This is a genomic window from Lysobacter brunescens (genome assembly GCF_042677005.1).
Lineage (GTDB): Bacteria > Pseudomonadota > Gammaproteobacteria > Xanthomonadales > Xanthomonadaceae > Lysobacter_I > Lysobacter_I brunescens.
Genome location: NZ_JBHTIF010000003.1, coordinates 61,179 through 76,384, shown reverse-complemented (window position 1 = coordinate 76,384; position 15,206 = coordinate 61,179). Strand labels below are relative to the sequence as shown.

The 15,206-nt window shown below is 67.8% G+C and carries 16 protein-coding genes; 11 read left to right on the top strand and 5 right to left on the bottom strand.

Annotated features, from left to right (window positions below):
• Window positions 1-40 precede the first annotated feature (40 nt).
• The 3 genes from ACFQ0E_RS14235 to dapA all read right to left on the bottom strand — a co-directional run bounded on the left by ACFQ0E_RS14235 (window position 41) and on the right by dapA (window position 2,982).
• Window positions 41-1,321: a DUF418 domain-containing protein gene (locus ACFQ0E_RS14235; RefSeq protein ID WP_386824908.1), complete on the bottom strand. Its 1,281-nt coding sequence runs from the start codon at window positions 1,319-1,321 to the stop codon at window positions 41-43.
• 156 nt (window positions 1,322-1,477) lie between these two features.
• A complete protein-coding gene (locus ACFQ0E_RS14230; protein ID WP_386824906.1) occupies window positions 1,478-2,014 on the bottom strand; it encodes a hypothetical protein in 537 nt (178 codons plus the stop codon).
• Window positions 2,015-2,073: 59 nt separating this feature from the next.
• Window positions 2,074-2,982, bottom strand: a complete 909-nt coding sequence (gene dapA, locus ACFQ0E_RS14225; RefSeq protein WP_386824904.1) for a 4-hydroxy-tetrahydrodipicolinate synthase — start codon at window positions 2,980-2,982, stop codon at window positions 2,074-2,076.
• Window positions 2,983-3,286: 304 nt separating this feature from the next.
• On the opposite strand from dapA, the gene ACFQ0E_RS14220 reads away from it, so the two are divergent.
• From ACFQ0E_RS14220 to ACFQ0E_RS14190, 7 genes are all read left to right on the top strand, one after another.
• Window positions 3,287-3,889: a glycine cleavage system protein R gene (locus tag ACFQ0E_RS14220; RefSeq protein WP_386825394.1), complete on the top strand. Its 603-nt coding sequence runs from the start codon at window positions 3,287-3,289 to the stop codon at window positions 3,887-3,889.
• Window positions 3,890-3,905: 16 nt separating this feature from the next.
• On the top strand, window positions 3,906-4,394 hold the full coding sequence (locus ACFQ0E_RS14215) for a peroxiredoxin (RefSeq protein WP_386824903.1): 489 nt from the start codon (window positions 3,906-3,908) through the stop codon (window positions 4,392-4,394).
• A 124-nt stretch (window positions 4,395-4,518) separates the two neighbouring features.
• Window positions 4,519-5,919, top strand: a complete 1,401-nt coding sequence (locus ACFQ0E_RS14210) for a PhoH family protein (protein WP_386824901.1) — start codon at window positions 4,519-4,521, stop codon at window positions 5,917-5,919.
• A gap of 10 nt (window positions 5,920-5,929) precedes the next feature.
• Window positions 5,930-6,499, top strand: a complete 570-nt coding sequence (locus ACFQ0E_RS14205; RefSeq protein WP_386824899.1) for a GNAT family N-acetyltransferase — start codon at window positions 5,930-5,932, stop codon at window positions 6,497-6,499.
• 1 nt (window position 6,500) lies between these two features.
• A complete protein-coding gene (locus ACFQ0E_RS14200) occupies window positions 6,501-7,172 on the top strand; it encodes a YoaK family protein (RefSeq protein WP_386824898.1) in 672 nt (223 codons plus the stop codon).
• Between the two features lie 43 nt (window positions 7,173-7,215).
• Entirely contained in the window at window positions 7,216-8,040 is an 825-nt protein-coding gene (thiD, locus tag ACFQ0E_RS14195) for a bifunctional hydroxymethylpyrimidine kinase/phosphomethylpyrimidine kinase (RefSeq protein ID WP_386824897.1), read from the top strand.
• Complete coding sequence (locus tag ACFQ0E_RS14190; RefSeq protein ID WP_386824895.1) at window positions 8,037-8,924, top strand: alpha/beta hydrolase family protein; 888 nt, start codon at window positions 8,037-8,039, stop codon at window positions 8,922-8,924. The genes thiD and ACFQ0E_RS14190 overlap by 4 nt, the downstream gene beginning before the upstream one ends.
• Here the strand turns inward: ACFQ0E_RS14190 and galE are convergent.
• Window positions 8,909-9,925, bottom strand: coding sequence for a UDP-glucose 4-epimerase GalE (gene galE / locus ACFQ0E_RS14185; protein WP_386824894.1), 1,017 nt, complete (start codon window positions 9,923-9,925; stop codon window positions 8,909-8,911). The two genes, ACFQ0E_RS14190 and galE, sit on opposite strands and share 16 nt — an antisense overlap.
• Window positions 9,926-10,141: 216 nt before the next feature.
• On the opposite strand from galE, the gene ACFQ0E_RS14180 reads away from it, so the two are divergent.
• The 4 genes from ACFQ0E_RS14180 to ACFQ0E_RS14165 all read left to right on the top strand — a co-directional run bounded on the left by ACFQ0E_RS14180 (window position 10,142) and on the right by ACFQ0E_RS14165 (window position 14,229).
• Window positions 10,142-11,446: a nucleotide sugar dehydrogenase gene (locus ACFQ0E_RS14180; RefSeq protein ID WP_386824893.1), complete on the top strand. Its 1,305-nt coding sequence runs from the start codon at window positions 10,142-10,144 to the stop codon at window positions 11,444-11,446.
• Window positions 11,447-11,697: 251 nt separating this feature from the next.
• Window positions 11,698-12,705, top strand: a complete 1,008-nt coding sequence (locus ACFQ0E_RS14175) for an NAD-dependent epimerase (RefSeq protein WP_386824892.1) — start codon at window positions 11,698-11,700, stop codon at window positions 12,703-12,705.
• A gap of 43 nt (window positions 12,706-12,748) precedes the next feature.
• Window positions 12,749-13,915 (top strand): serine hydrolase domain-containing protein, encoded by a 1,167-nt coding sequence (locus tag ACFQ0E_RS14170; protein WP_386824890.1) that lies wholly within the window; start codon window positions 12,749-12,751, stop codon window positions 13,913-13,915.
• A gap of 8 nt (window positions 13,916-13,923) precedes the next feature.
• The gene (locus ACFQ0E_RS14165) at window positions 13,924-14,229 is read left to right on the top strand and encodes a cyclic-phosphate processing receiver domain-containing protein (RefSeq protein ID WP_386824888.1); all 306 of its coding nucleotides are present in this window, start codon (window positions 13,924-13,926) and stop codon (window positions 14,227-14,229) included.
• Here ACFQ0E_RS14165 and ACFQ0E_RS14160 read toward each other — a convergent pair.
• Window positions 14,195-15,130: an alpha/beta fold hydrolase gene (locus ACFQ0E_RS14160; protein ID WP_386824887.1), complete on the bottom strand. Its 936-nt coding sequence runs from the start codon at window positions 15,128-15,130 to the stop codon at window positions 14,195-14,197. The two genes, ACFQ0E_RS14165 and ACFQ0E_RS14160, sit on opposite strands and share 35 nt — an antisense overlap.
• Between the last annotated feature and the right edge of the window lie 76 nt (window positions 15,131-15,206).

The following is a 15,206-nucleotide window of genomic DNA, read 5'->3' as shown; positions in this document are numbered from 1 at the left end:
TCTCTCCAGGTGCAGGCACGCACGTATGCCTGCGGCATCGTCAATCCGGTTGCTGCACCAGCGGGCCATCCCGATCTGCGCGTCGCATTGCCGGCCAGTGCAGATAGGTCGCTGCGCGCCACAGCCATTCCATCGGCCCGTAGCGGAAGCGCGACAGCCACCAGTGGCTGAAGGCGACCTGCAGCGCGAACAGCGCGATCGCGAACGGCAGCTGCCACGCGCGCGGCAACTGCTCGAAATATCCCAGGCCGTAGCCGTAGAAGATCAGCGTGCAGATCACCGACTGCGCGAGGTAGTTGGTCAGCGCCATCCGCCCGGCCGGTGCGGCCACGCGCAGCATCGGCGCCAGCGACGTGGACAGCCCGCGCTGGATCCAGGCCAGATAGCCCAGGCACATCAGCAGCGCGGCGATCATCGACAGCAGCGTGCCGAAGCCGTTGGCGAAGGTGATCGTGGTGAAATCGGCGGTGGGCATCAGCGCGAACGACACGAGCATCATCCCCAGGCCGACCGGCAGCGCGCCCCAGCGCAGCCATGCGTACAGGCGCGGGAAGCGCGCGGGATCGGCGATCGCGCCGCTGCGCACGAACCACATGCCGAGCAGGAACATGCCGAGGACCTGGCCGCCGGCGAACAGCAGGAAGAACAGCATCTCCGGCGCCTCGCCGGCACGATGCGCGACGGCGTCCGCAAACGAACCGGAGCCGAGGACCTGGCGCTCCGCCTCGATCTGCACCTGCACGCGCGCGGTCTCCGCCTGCATGACCTTGTCGACCTCGGTCGCCGCCCCCGGGACCATGCGAGCCATCGCGCCCATCAGCAGCGGACCGGCCGAGAACAGCCAGGCCAACGCATGGAAGCCCAGCGCCCACCCCGGCAGGTGGCTGGTGGGCACATGTCGGAACAGGGCCAGCAACACCAGCGCGATCAGGGCGTAGAGAGTGAGGATGTCGCCCGACCAGATCACGATCAGGTGCACCAGGCCGATGGCCAGCAGGGCGAAGGTGCGGCGCAGGTACAGCGCCGCGAACGGGCGCCCGGTGGCTTCGGCGCGCGCCATCATCACCGCGAAGCCCATGCCGAACAGCAGCGAGAACAGGAGGTAGAACTTGCCCTGGACGAGGATGTAGATCGCGGCGTCGACGATTCGGTCGGCACCCGTCAGGGTGGGATCGAGACCGGTGATCGCGACCATCAGCGGCCCGACGAAGGCCTCGATGTTCATCAGCAGGATGCCCAGCAGCGCCCAGCCGCGCAGGACATCGAGCACATCGATGCGCTCTTCGGCACCGACCGGCCGGAGCACGGGGGAATGGGTCATGCGGAAGTCCTCGACGTGGGCCGGCCATCTTCACCGAATCGACGCAGGCGGAAAACCCGCCGGATGCGCCCGGCCGACCGGAAACGACGACGGCCCGCTCGCGCGGGCCGTCATGGCGACCGGAAAGCGACCCGGGACGACCGGATCGCCTGCCGATCAGTTGCCGCCCAGGGTCGCCTTGAGCGAAGCGATCAGCTTGGAGGCCGCGTCGTTGTCGGCCGGGACGCCACGCGGATCGACGGCGGACACCTGGCTGCCGTTGCCGCTCTCGCTGACGCGGACCAGGAACTTCTGGCCCTGATAGTCCACGTCATAGGCGCCGAGCAGCTGGGCTCGGCTGGCCACGGTCAGGCCCGGGGTCGCGGCGAGGGCCTCGCCGACCTTGGCGAAGACGCTGGCCCGGTCGCCGGCGACGGTGAAGCCCAGGGCGCGGGCCTGGGTACCCGCGGCGGTCAGCGAGGAGCGGCTGACCGAGCCGGCGGCGGCATTCGCGCTGCGATCGGCTTCGGCCGCGTCGAACGCGGGCGGGAATTCCAGCGGGCGCTGGCTTTCGTCCTGCCCGTAGTACTTGTCCTTGCGGAACCACTTGCAGCCCGAGGTGCCGAGCACGGCGACGGACATCGCAGCGATCAGGGCGACCGTCGTGGCGCGGGACAGGGCTTGGCGGAGGCGGACACTGCGGGTCGGGAACATGGCAACTCCTGGTGGAAAACGGTTCGGGCAGGGCCCGGAATGCAGGCGGTGCGGCCGGCTCAGGCCGGACGCGCCTCCAGTTCGGCGATGCGGGCGACGATGCGATCGGCGGCATCGGCGTGGGCGGCGGACAGCTCGGTCAGGGGCAGGCGCAGGCCGTGGCCGATGCCCTGGCGCGCCAGCACGGCCTTGATCGGGATCGGATTCGGCTCGACGCCCATGAAGTCGAACACTGGCTGCAGCTCGGCGTCCAGGGCTTCGGCCTCGGCACCGGCACGCTGCCCGGCCCGGGCGAGGTCGCAGAGGCGGCGCATCGAAGCCGGGATGGCGTTGGAGGCCACCGAGATCACGCCATCGGCACCGGCCAGCATGGCCCTGGTCGCGGTCGGATCGTCGCCGGAGAGGACGGTGAAGGTCGGCGAGCGCAGGGCCAGCAGCTCGGCCATGCGCTCGGGCTCGGCACGGGCTTCCTTGATGGCGACGATGCGCGGGTGATCGACCAGCGCGGCGACGGTGGCCGGCAGCAGGTCGCAGCCGGTGCGGCCCGGGACGTTGTAGAGCACGACCGGCAGGGCGCCATCGTCGGCGACCGCGCGGTAATGGGCGACCAGGCCGGCCTGGGTCGGGCGCACGTACGGCGGCGTGACCACGAGCGCCGCATCGGCGCCGCAGGCGGCGGCGCGGCGGGTCAGTTCGATGGTCTTGGCGGTATTCGAGAGCCCGGTGCCCGCGAGCACCGGGATGCGTTTGCCCACGATCTCCACGGCACGGCGCAGCAGCGCCTCGTATTCGTCGTCGGACAGGGCATTGGCTTCGCCGGTGGAGCCGGCGACGACGATGGCCTGGGTTCCGGAAGCGAGCTGGGCGCGCAGCAGGCGCTCCCAGGCGTCGAAGTCGATGTCGCCATCGAGGGGGCCAGCCGCCGTGAACGGCGTGGCCAGCGCAGTGATACTGCCGGACAGATGCACGCGATTGCCTTGGGGAACGTGGGGGGACGGGGTCGTGAAGCGCGGGATGGGAGGCGCTGCGGACGAAGGCTCGCCCGGCATCGCACCGGGACGCGATGTTACTTGGGAAGCACTGAACACTCCATCCTCCGCACGGCAAGGCCGGCGACCGGGAATCAACCACTTGCAGGGGCATGTCGGCAGCTGGCGCGCAAAAAATGCGCGCGCTGCCGGGCATTCCGAGGTTTCCCTTGCGGCCCGAAACCGCCGACCAGTATCCTGACCGCGCATCCGGACACCCCGCGACAGCGGCCCCGGGACGCGCCTGCCTCCACTTCACGCCCCCTTGGCGGACTTCAACTTGAGCGATTCCTCGACCGTCTCCCGGCCCGCGCCGAACGAGAACTACCTGCTGATCAATGCCTACACGACGCATCCGCAGTCGCCGCTGCTGTCGGTGACCCGGCGGATCGCGGACAGCGGCTGCAACCTCGTCGACGCCCGGCTGTCCACCGTCGGCCGGGACGTGTCGGTGACCGCGCTGGCGATCGGCCCCTGGGACGCGATCGCCAAGCTGGAAGCCATGCTCAGCCGCCTGGAGCGCGAGGAAGGCCTGAAGCTGATGTGGTACCGCACCGGCCCCAAGCCGCTGCAGTCCAACCTGCTGCCGTACGTGGTCGAGGTGGTCGCCGCCGACAAGCCCGGCGTGCTGTACCAGCTGGCCGATTTCTTCGACCGGCAGGGCATCACCATCGAAAGCCTGCACTGCGCGCGCTACCGCGCCATGCAGACCGGCGCGGAGATGTTCTCGGCGCAGCTCACCATCGGCGTGCCGGCCGACATGCACATCGCCGGCCTGCGCGACGATTTCCTCGAGTTCTGCGACCACCTGAACCTCGATGCCATCATGGACCCGATGAAGTTCTGAGGATGGAGTACTGACGATGACGGCCCCCAAGCTCGGAAAACCGCTCACCAAGTCCACCCTCGCGCTGCCGCTGGCGCTGTCCGACGACCGTACCGTCAGGCTGTCGGAGTTCGCCGAGCGCTGGGTCATCCTGTACTTCTATCCGAAGGACTCCACGCCCGGCTGCACCACCGAGGGTCTGGAATTCAACGCGTTGCTCCCGAAGTTCGCGAAGCTCGATTGCGACGTGATGGGCGTGTCGCGCGATTCGATCAAGTCGCACCAGAACTTCTGCACCAAGCAGGGCTTCGACTTCCCGCTGGTCAGCGACGCCGACGAAGCGCTGTGCAAGGCCTTCGACGTGATCCAGGAAAAGAACATGTACGGCAAGAAGGTGCTGGGCATCGTCCGCAGCACCTTCCTGATCGCGCCCGGCGGCATCCTCGCGGCCGAGTGGCGCGGCGTGAAGGTCGCCGGCCATGCCCAGGCCGTGCTCGACGCACTGAAGGCAGCGCGATCGCAGTGATCCCCGTCGTCCCCCTCCCCGGCCACCGCCCCGCCTCGCGGGCTGCGGTGGTCTCGTGCTGTCCGCCTGATCCAGCGCGGCATCGCACGCCCTCCTCCCCCAGCATCGGCATACCGACCGCATGATGACCAAAGGCAAGCGCATCTACGTCCTCGACACCAACGTGCTGATGCACGATCCGACCGCGCTGTTCAAGTTCGAGGAGCACGACGTCTACCTGCCGATGCAGGTGATCGAGGAGCTCGACAACGCCAAGAAGGGCACGTCCGAAGCCAGCCGCAACGCGCGCCAGGTCAGCCGCTTCCTCAACGAACTCATCGAAGGCCAGGGCACGGACCGGATCGCCACCGGGCTGACGCTCAGCCGCCCGAAGGGCCTGCAACTGCGCGCGGCCGAGAGCATCGGCAAGCTGCGCTTCCAGACCAGCAGCTTCGATTCGGCCAAGCGCTTCGGCGCGGTGATGCCGGACAACCAGATCCTCGGCGCGATCCTGCACCTGCGCGAGACCGAGCCGGACGTGCCGGTGGTGTTCGTGTCGAAGGACATCAACCTGCGCATCAAGGCCTCGATCGCCGGCATCGCGTCCGAGGATTACGAGAACGACCGCGCGCTGGACGATTTCAGCCTGCTGTATACCGGTTCCACGCCGCTGCCGGAGGATTTCTGGTCGCGCTACAGCAAGGACCTGCGCTCCTGGACCGAAAAGGGCCGCACGTTCTACGAAATCCTCCGCAGTGAGGACGACGAGTGGTATCCGAACCAGTTCCTCTATCTGCCGGGCGACGCCGACACCGAGATGCGCGTCGCGCGCATCGAGGGCGACAAGGTCACGCTGCAGATCGTCGACGACTACCGCAACCACCAGCATGCCGTGTGGGGCATCGCCGCGCGCAACCGCGAGCAGAACTTCGCCCTCAACGCACTGATGGACCCGGAGATCGACTTCGTCACCCTGCTCGGCACCGCCGGCACCGGCAAGACCCTGCTCGCGCTCGCGGCAGGTCTTGCGCAGACCATGGACCAGCAGCGCTACCGCGAAATCATCATGACCCGCGCGACGGTCAGCGTCGGCGAGGACATCGGCTTCCTGCCCGGCACGGAAGAGGAAAAGATGACGCCGTGGATGGGCGCGCTGACCGACAACCTCGAAGTACTGATGCCCAACACCCAGGACGGTGGCAGCTGGGGGCGCGCGGCGACCAACGACCTGCTGGCCTCGCGCATCAAGATCCGCTCGCTGAACTTCATGCGTGGCCGCACCTTCCTGACCCGCTGGCTGATCCTGGACGAGGCGCAGAACCTGACGCCGAAGCAGATGAAGACGCTGATCACCCGCGCCGGCCCGGGCACCAAGATCGTCTGCCTGGGCAACGTCGAGCAGATCGACACGCCCTACCTCACCGAGACGACCTCCGGCCTGACCTACGCCGTCGACCGCTTCAAGGGCTGGGCGCACAGCGCGCACATCACCCTCAAGCGCGGCGAACGCTCGCGCCTGGCGGACTACGCGTCGGAAGTCCTCTGACGCGGCGACCATGTCGACGGACGCGCCATCGCGCCTCCACCTCCGCGCACTGGGCGCGGAGGATGCCGACGCCCTGCACAGCGCCGTCCGCGCCTCGCTGCAGACACTCTCGCGCTGGCTGCCGTGGGCGACCGAGGCCTACGACCTCGCGACCGCGCGCGCATGGATCGCGCATTGCGCGCGGATGCGCGAGGCCGATGAGGAGCATCATTTCGGCGTGTTCGACGACGCATCGGGCGCCCTGCTCGGCGGCATCGGACTGAACCACCGCATCCCGGCCTATCGTTCCGCGCACATGGGCTACTGGATCGCCGATGCCGCGCGTGGGCGCGGCGTGGCCGTCGCGGCCGCACGACAGGCCGCGCGCTTCGGGTTCGATGTCCTCGGCCTGCAGCGCATCGCGATCCTCGTCCAGCCTGACAACGGCGCCAGCCTGCGCGTCGCGATCAAGCTCGGCGCGGTCTGCGAAGGCATCTCGCGCGATGCGATCGTGTTCCAGGACGCGGCCTGCGATGCCGTGGTGTTTTCGCTGCTGCCGCGCGACCTGGCCCCCTCGCCCGCCGACGCCGGAGGCGACTGAGATGGGCGTGCACCTGCCGCGCTGGGTGTGGATCGGCGCCTTCGCCCTGTCGTGCATCGGCGGGATGGTCAACGTCGTCGGCTACCTGGGGTTCGAGCACCAGGCGATCACCCATCTCACCGGCACGACGACGCTGCTCGGCGATGCCCTGTCGATGGCCGACGTCGGCAAGGCCATGCACCTCGGCGGCGTGATCGTGGCCTTCGTGCTCGGCGCGATGCTCAGCGGACTGATCGTGCAGGACAGCACGCTGAAGCTGGGGCGTCGCTACGGCGTCGCGCTGGGCGGCGTGTCGCTGCTGCTGTTCGCGTCGATCCCGATGCTGGAGCGGCAGTGGATCCTCGGCGCGTGGACGGCGGCGATGGCCTGCGGCCTGCAGAACGCGATGGCCACCACCTACAGCGGCGCGGTGATCCGCACCACCCACCTCAGCGGCATGTTTACCGATCTCGGCATCGGCCTGGGCCATGCGCTGCGCGGGCTGCCGCTGCAGACCCGACGGCTGCGGCTGAGCGCCCTGATCATCGCCGGCTTCCTGATCGGTGCGGTGCTCGGCGCCTGGCTGTTCCGGCTGTGGGCCTATCGCGCGCTGGCGGTGCCGGCCGTGCTGACCGGCACGATCGCCATCGCCTACGTCGCGCACCGACACTGGAAACGGCACGAACTGTCGTAAATTCGAGGTGCGGAGCCCCCCGTTGCCGAGCGACAATCCCCGCATGCCCAACTCACGCCCCTTTTCCGTCCTCACCATCGCCGGTTCCGACTCCGGTGGCGGCGCCGGCATCCAGGCCGACCTCAAGACCTTCGCCGCGCACCGCGTGCATGGCCTGAGTGCGATCGCGGCGCTGACCGCGCAGCACACGCGTGGCGTGACCGCGGTGGAAGTGCCGCAGCCGACCTTCCTGCGCGAACAGATCGACGCCTGCTTCGATGATTTCAGGATCCAGGCGGTGAAGATCGGCATGCTCGCCAACGCCGACATGATCCATGCCGTGGTCAAGGCGCTCGACCAGCACTGCCCGCCCTTCATCGTGGTCGACCCGGTGATGGTCGCCACCTCCGGCGCGCAGCTGCTGGCCAACAGCGCGATCGAGGTGCTGCGCAAGCGGATGCTGCCGATGGCGACCGTGGTGACGCCGAACCTGCCCGAGGCGGAATTCCTGCTCGGCCGTCCCATTGCGGACCTCGACGCCATGCGCCAGGCCTGCGACGACCTGCTCGACCTCGGTGCGGGCGCGGTCCTGCTGAAGGGCGGTCACTTGGACACGGGCCCGGAGGTGGTCGACCTGTTCGCGGCACGCCGTGAGTCCGGCGGCCGCATGCACCGCGAGATCCACCACCCCCGGCTGGACATCAACGCACACGGCACCGGCTGCACGCTGGCCTCGGCGCTGGCGGCGCAACTGGCGCTGGGCCTGCCGCTGGACGAGGCCTGCCACGCGGCTTCGGCCTACGTGCACCGTGCCCTGAAGACCGGCACGCGCCCGGGGCGCAGCGACATCCTCGTGCTGGACCACTTCGGGGCGGCGGACCGCGCTTGAAATCGTCCGACGCGCTCGACCCCGAACGTCCCGACGAGGGCGACGGCCTGCCGGTCGAAGCCGGCGACGGCCATCGCTACCGGCTGCTGGTCCGACAGCCGGAGAGGCCGGTCGCCAGCCTGCTGTGGATTCCCGCACTGGGCGTCGCCGCCCGCCACTATCTGCCCTTCGCCGAGGCCCTGAACCGCTGCGGCGTCGCGGTGTTCGTGCACGAATGGCGCGGCCACGGCAGCAGCGACCGCCGCGCCGGCCACGACAGCGACTGGGGCTATCGCGAACTGCTCGACCACGACCTGCCCGCCAGCCTCGCCGCGATGCACGCGCGTGCGCCGGGCGTGCCGCACATCCTCGGCGGACACAGCCTCGGCGGGCAGCTCGCCGCCTGCCTGCTCGGACTAGTGCCGGACGCCTCCTCCCGGCTGTGGCTGGTCGCCAGCGGCGCGCCCTACTGGCCGGCGTTCCCGCGTCCGCGACGCTGGCTGCTGCCGCTGGCCTATCGCTTCCTGCCCTGGCTGGCCGACCGTCGGGGCGCCCTGCCCGGCCGCGCCATCGGCTTCGGCGGCAAGGAGGCCCGCAGCGTGATGCGCGACTGGTCGCGCACGGCGCTCAGCGGCCGCTATGCCGGCGCCGGGATGAGCCGCGATCTGGAAACCGCGCTGTCCGCCGTCGCGGTCGATGTGGATGCGGTGCTGTTCGCCGACGACTGGCTGGCACCGCGATCATCACTCGATTTCCTGCTCGGCAAGATGCACACGACCGGACTGCGCTGCCGCACGCTCGACGCATCCACGCTGGGCACCCGGGCCGATCATTTCGCCTGGATGCAACGCTCCGATGCCGTGGCCCGGGCGCTCGCCGCCGGTCTGGATCAGCCGTCCGCGTAGCCGTCGGGATTCATCGACTGCCAGCGCCAGGCGTCGCGGCACATGTCGTCGACATCGCGGATGGCGCGCCAGCCGAGGATGCGTTCGGCGCGCGCGGGATCGGCATAGACCGCCGCGACATCGCCGGCGCGGCGATCGACGATGGCGTAAGGCACCGTGCGTCCGCTCGCCGCTTCGAAGGCGCGCACCAGTTCCAGCACGCTGACGCCACGCCCGACGCCGAGATTCAGCGGCAGATGGCCCTGCACACCGTCCAGCGCTTCGAGCGCGTGCACGTGCGCCTGCGCGAGATCCATGACGTGGATGTAGTCGCGCACGCCCGTACCGTCGACGGTCGGCCAGTCGCCGCCGAAGACCTGCAGGCGCTCGCGTTTGCCCACGGCGACCTGGCAGATGTAGGGCATCAGGTTGTTGGGGATGCCGTTGGGCGATTCGCCGATCAGGCCCGAAGGATGCGCGCCCACCGGATTGAAGTAGCGCAGGCTGATCGCCTGCCATGCGGGGTCGGCGGCGCAGACATCGCCGATCAGCTGTTCCATCACCAGCTTGGTGCGGCCATAGGGATTGGTCGCCGACAGCGCGGCATCCTCGTCGATCGGCACCGAGGCCGGATCGCCGTAGACCGTGGCCGACGAACTGAACACCAGCCGGCGCACGCCTGCCGCCTGCATCGCCTTCAGCAGCGCGATCGTGCCGGCGATGTTGTTGTCGAAATAATCCAGCGGCTTCTCGCACGACTCGCCGACCGCCTTGAGCGCGGCGAAGTGGATCACCGCATCGAAACGGTCGCCGGAAAACACCCGGCCGAGGGTCTGGGCATCACGGATGTCGATGCGGAGGACGTCCGGCGCCCGGCCGGTGATGCGCTGCAGGCGTTCGGCGACGACTGGCGAACTGTTGCAGAAGTTGTCGACCACCACGACCTCGTGGCCGCGTTCGGCCAGCGCCACGCAGGTATGGCTGCCGATGTAACCGGCACCGCCGCAGACAAGGACTCGCATCGAAGAGGATTTCCGTTCGTGGACAGAAGCCGGGGCAGGCATGATGCATCGCCAGATGGCGATCGCATCGTGGAATGGCCGGATGAACGCACTTTCCGCGTCCCTTCTGCCAACGCCCGTCACGGCGGCGGCCATGGTGCGGCATCGCGCCGTTGCCGGCAACCCGACTGCTAGACTTTCCTCCCACACGTTCAAGACTTCCCGGAACAGCGCACGATGCAGGCCGTACTCCCCTCCCTGGACCCCAGCAGTCCCGATCGCGTCCGCATCGCCATCATCGGCCTGGGGTATGTCGGCCTGCCGCTCGCTGCGGCCTTCGGCAAGCGCTATCCGGTGGTCGGCTTCGACATCGATACCCAGCGCGTCGCCGAACTCAAGACCTTCCACGACCGCACCCTCGAAACCAGCGAGGACGAACTGCGCGCCGCCGACCAGCTGTCCTTCAGCTGCGACGCGACGGACCTGGCAGGCTGCAATGTCTTCATCGTGACCGTGCCGACGCCGATCGACGAGTACAAGCGCCCCGACCTGCGCCCGCTGGAATCGGCCAGCCGCACCGTGGGCCGCGCGATCCGCAAGGGCGGCATCGCGATCTACGAATCGACCGTCTATCCGGGCGCGACCGAGGAAACCTGCGTGCCGATCGTCGAGCGCGAATCGGGCCTGACCTTCAACGTCGACTTCTACGCCGGCTACAGCCCCGAGCGCATCAACCCGGGCGACCACCAGCATCGCCTCGAAACGATCATGAAGGTCACCTCCGGCTCCACGCCCGAGGTCGCCGATTTCGTCGACGCGCTGTACGCCAGCATCATCCGCGCCGGCACGCACAAGGCCAGCAGCATCCGCGTGGCGGAAGCGGCCAAGGTGATCGAGAACATCCAGCGCGACGTCAACATCGCGCTCATCAACGAACTGTCGCTGATCTTCCACCGCCTCGGCATCGACACCCACGAAGTGCTGGCCGCCTCGGGCACCAAGTGGAACTTCCTGCCGTTCAAGCCCGGCCTGGTCGGCGGCCACTGCATCGGCGTCGATCCCTATTACCTCACGCACAAGGCGCAGCAGATCGGCTACCACCCCGACGTGATCCTCGCCGGCCGCCGCATCAACGACGGCATGGGCCAGCACGTCGCGCAGTGTACGATCAAGGAAATGACCCGTCGCGGCCTGCCTACGGCCAACGCGCGGATCCTCGTGCTCGGCCTCGCCTTCAAGGAAAACTGCCCCGACCTGCGCAACACCCGCGTGGTCGACATCCTCGCCGAGCTGCGCAGCTACAACGCACAGGTCGACGTGCACGACCCCTGGGTCGATTCGCACCTCGCCCACGAGGAATACGGCCTCAGCATGACCGTCGAACCGGACGAAGGCGCCTACGACGCCGTGATCCTGGCGGTCTCGCACCGTGAATTCGCTGATCTCGGCGTCGAGGGCATCCGTCGCTTCGGCAAACCCGGCGCCGTGCTGTTCGACGTGAAGGGGCTGCTGCCCCGCGATCAGGTGGACGGGCGGCTGTAAGGCAACAGCGAAAGGCAAATCCCCCTGCCCCCCTTTTGCAAAGGGGGGAACGCCTCACAGCCGCCGAAAAACGCGACACCATTTGCGGAAAGCCGCGCAACCTTGGCGGAACTCGCCACGCTCCGGCGACACGCCCCCTTTGCAAAAGGGGGGCGACAACGCGCAGCGTTGGCGGGGGGATTTACGTGCGACGCAGTCGTACGCCCGCCCCACGGTTCTACAATAGACGCCGGTTTCCCAGAGGCATCCCCATGCGCGTTCTCGTCACCGGCGCCGCCGGCTTCATCGGCTCCAAGCTCACCGAACGCCTGATCGCCCGTGGCGACACGGTGCTGGGCTACGACAACCTCAACGACTACTACGACCCGGCCCTGAAGGACGCACGTCTCGCGCGGCTGACGCCGCTGCCCGGGTTCTCGTTCGTGCAGGGCTCGCTGGAGGACCGTGCGACGCTGGAAGCGGCGTTCGACAGCTTCAAGCCCGAGCGCGTGGTCAACCTCGCCGCGCAGGCCGGCGTGCGCTATTCGCTGGAAAACCCGCACGCGTACGTCGACAGCAACATCGTCGGTTTCCTCAACATCCTCGAAGCCTGCCGTCATCGCGGTATCGAACACCTGGTCTACGCTTCGTCCAGCTCGGTCTACGGCGCCAACCGCAAGCTGCCGTTCGCGGTCGAGGACAGCGTCGACCATCCGGTCAGCCTGTACGCGGCCAGCAAGAAGGCCAACGAGCTGATGGCGCACACCTACAGCCACCTGTTCGGCCTGCCGACCACCGGCCTGCGCTTCTTCACCGTCTACGGCCCCTGGGGCCGCCCGGACATGGCACTGTTCCTGTTCACGAAGAAGATCCTCGCCGGCGAACCCATCGACGTGTTCAATCACGGCAGGCACACCCGCGACTTCACCTACATCGACGACATCGTCGAAGGCGTGATCCGCACCCTCGATCGCGTGCCCGGCCCCGACCCGACCCACGACCCGCTGAACCCGACGCCCGCCACGTCCTCGGCGCCGTACCGTGTCTACAACATCGGCAACAACAACCCGGTGCAGCTGCTGCGCTACATCGAAGTGCTGGAAGACTGTCTGGGTCGCAAGGCGACCATGAACCTGCTGCCCCTGCAGCCCGGCGACGTACCCGACACCGCCGCCGACGTCAGCGCCCTCGCCCGCGACACCGGCTATTCGCCGGATACGCCGATCGAGGTGGGGGTGAGGAATTTTGTCGAGTGGTATCGCGGGTTCTACAAGGTCTGACGAACGCAGGCGACCTCCTTTCCTCGACACGGATCGAATCGACATGCATGTCCCACGCCGCCGCTTCATCGCCGCAACCTCTGCATTGTTCGCCGGCGCCGCGATTCCGGACGTCTTTTCCGCCGGCAAGTCGACAGGAGCAACCGATGCGCTCGACAGCGCCGCCCTCGATGGATTGCTGGACAGCGCCATGGCGGACCGGAGTTCACCGGCAGTCTCGCTCGCTGTATGGCAGGACGGCCGTGAACGTTATGCACGCAGCGTCGGCATGGCCAACCTGGAAACCTCAACACCTGCATCCAGCGACAGCGCGTTCAGGATCGGATCCCTGACCAAGCAATTCGCCGCAGGCGCAATCCTGAAACTGGTCGATGCCCGCGAGTTGTCGCTCGACGACAAAGCCGGCAGATTCCTCCCGTCTTTCGGCTCCCATCCTTCGTTCACGATCCGCGAGTTGCTGAATCACACCGCTGGCCTGCACGAGGAGGCCGATGTATCGATCGCATCGGCCAGCTCACAGGTCGAACTGGCGGACAGGATCGCGAAGCAGGCCACCACGTTCGACTTCGAACCCGGCGGCGCCTGGCTCTACAGCAATGCGAACTACATCGTCATCGGCGCGATCATCGAGAAAGTCACGGGCACACCCCTCGCGACGGCTGCCAGAGCGCTCTTGCTCCATCCGCTCGACCTGCACCGATCCGCATTCGACGATGCCTCGGAGGTGGTGGCGGGCCGTGCCAGCGGCTATTCCCCAACGGAAAGCGGCACACCGCCGTTCGTGAACGCGATGCACCTCGACGTGACGCAGGCAGGTGCGGCAGGCGCCATGCGCTCGACCGTTCGCGACCTGTGCCGATGGCATGACGCATTGTTTTCGGGGCGGGTAGTCGCGCCCTCATCGCTGACAGCGATGATCACGCCGGGGAAGCTGCGCGATGGCCGCAATTCGAGTGAACATCGTTTTTCCGAACGCGACAGTGCAATGGGCGAGACGCAGTACGGTCTCGGGCTGTTCCTTGACCGTTCGACCCGGGACGGGAGTCTGATCGTGCAGCATCATGGCGGCATCGCCGGCTTCACCGCCTTTCTCGCCACGCATGTGCCTTCGCGCCTGACCTACGCCTGCCTGTTCAACGTCGACGGTCATCCTGGCCTGCCACTGCGCGGGATCCGGCGCAGCGTCTTCCGACATCTGCTGAAACCTTGAACACTCGCATGCGCATCTACCTCGACGACGAACGCGCCACGCCCGAGGGCTGGACCCGCGTCTACTGGCCCGATGAAGCGATTGCATTGCTCGATACCGGCAACGTGGTCGAGATCAGCCTCGACCACGACCTCGGCGACGACGCGCGTGGCACGGGTTACGACGTGATCGCGTGGATCGAGGAAGCCGTGGTCACGCGCGGCTTCGTGCCGCCCGTCGTGCGCGTGCACTCTGCGAACCCGGCCACACGCGTGCGCATGGAGGCCGGAATCGCGGCGATCACGCGACTGGCATCGGCGTCCCGCGCTCCGTAGGCGGGCCTGCGACCTGAGTCCGCGCCGATGCGCTCTCGCGCAGGAAATCGATCGCTAGCCGGTTGAACGCATCGGCCTGCTCGAAATTCGCAACATGGCCGGCCCTGTCCAGGATCTCCAGTCGGGACCCAGGCAGCAGCGCATGCATCTGCTGTGCGCAGTGCAGCGGAATCGCCTTGTCCTGCCTCCCCCAGACCAGCATTACCGGCACGTCGAGAGACCCGAGCGCACGCACCTCGTCGGACAGCTTGTCGAAGAAATCGGCGCGCTGGATGCCGAAACCGGCCGTGACCGAGCCCGCGATCTTGTGCGCGCGGACGACGTTCGCGTAATAGTCGTCGGTGATCCTGGAAGCGTCGTGGATGAAGAGATCCTTCAGCGCCATCCTGCGGAACAGATCGGTCTTGCGGGTCAGCAGGAATTCGCCGAGGCCGGGCAGGTTGAAGAATTTCGCCATCGCCGGCAGCGGGTTGGGCATGCCTGCGGCATCGACCAGAACCAGTCGGTCGACGCGGTCGCGATGCTCGACGCAGAACTTGATCGCCGTGCCGGCCCCCATCGACTGCCCGGCGATGGATGCGTGGGCAAGCCCCATCGCATCCATGAACAACCGCAACTGCTCGGCATAGAGCGCGTAGCCGTAATCCATGGGGTCTCGCGTGCTGTAGCCGCAGCCCCACAGGTCGAGTGCGTACACCTTGAAGTGTCGCGCCAGCGCATCGATGTTCTCTGCCCACAGATAAGTGTCGTAGAAGAAGCCATGCAGCAGGATCAGCGGTGGCCCTTCGCCCTTCTCGATGTAGTGGGTGCGATACCCCGCCAGTTCGATGGTGGCACCGCGCGCGTGCCGGCGAGTCCAGTCATCGAGCGACTGGCTGTCCCAGGGTACGAATCCCGACATGTGTCGTTCCTTCCAATGGCGGCCGGCATGGCCGGCCTGTCTTCCGCGTCCGCTGCGGCTCTGCGGCCCGCGACCA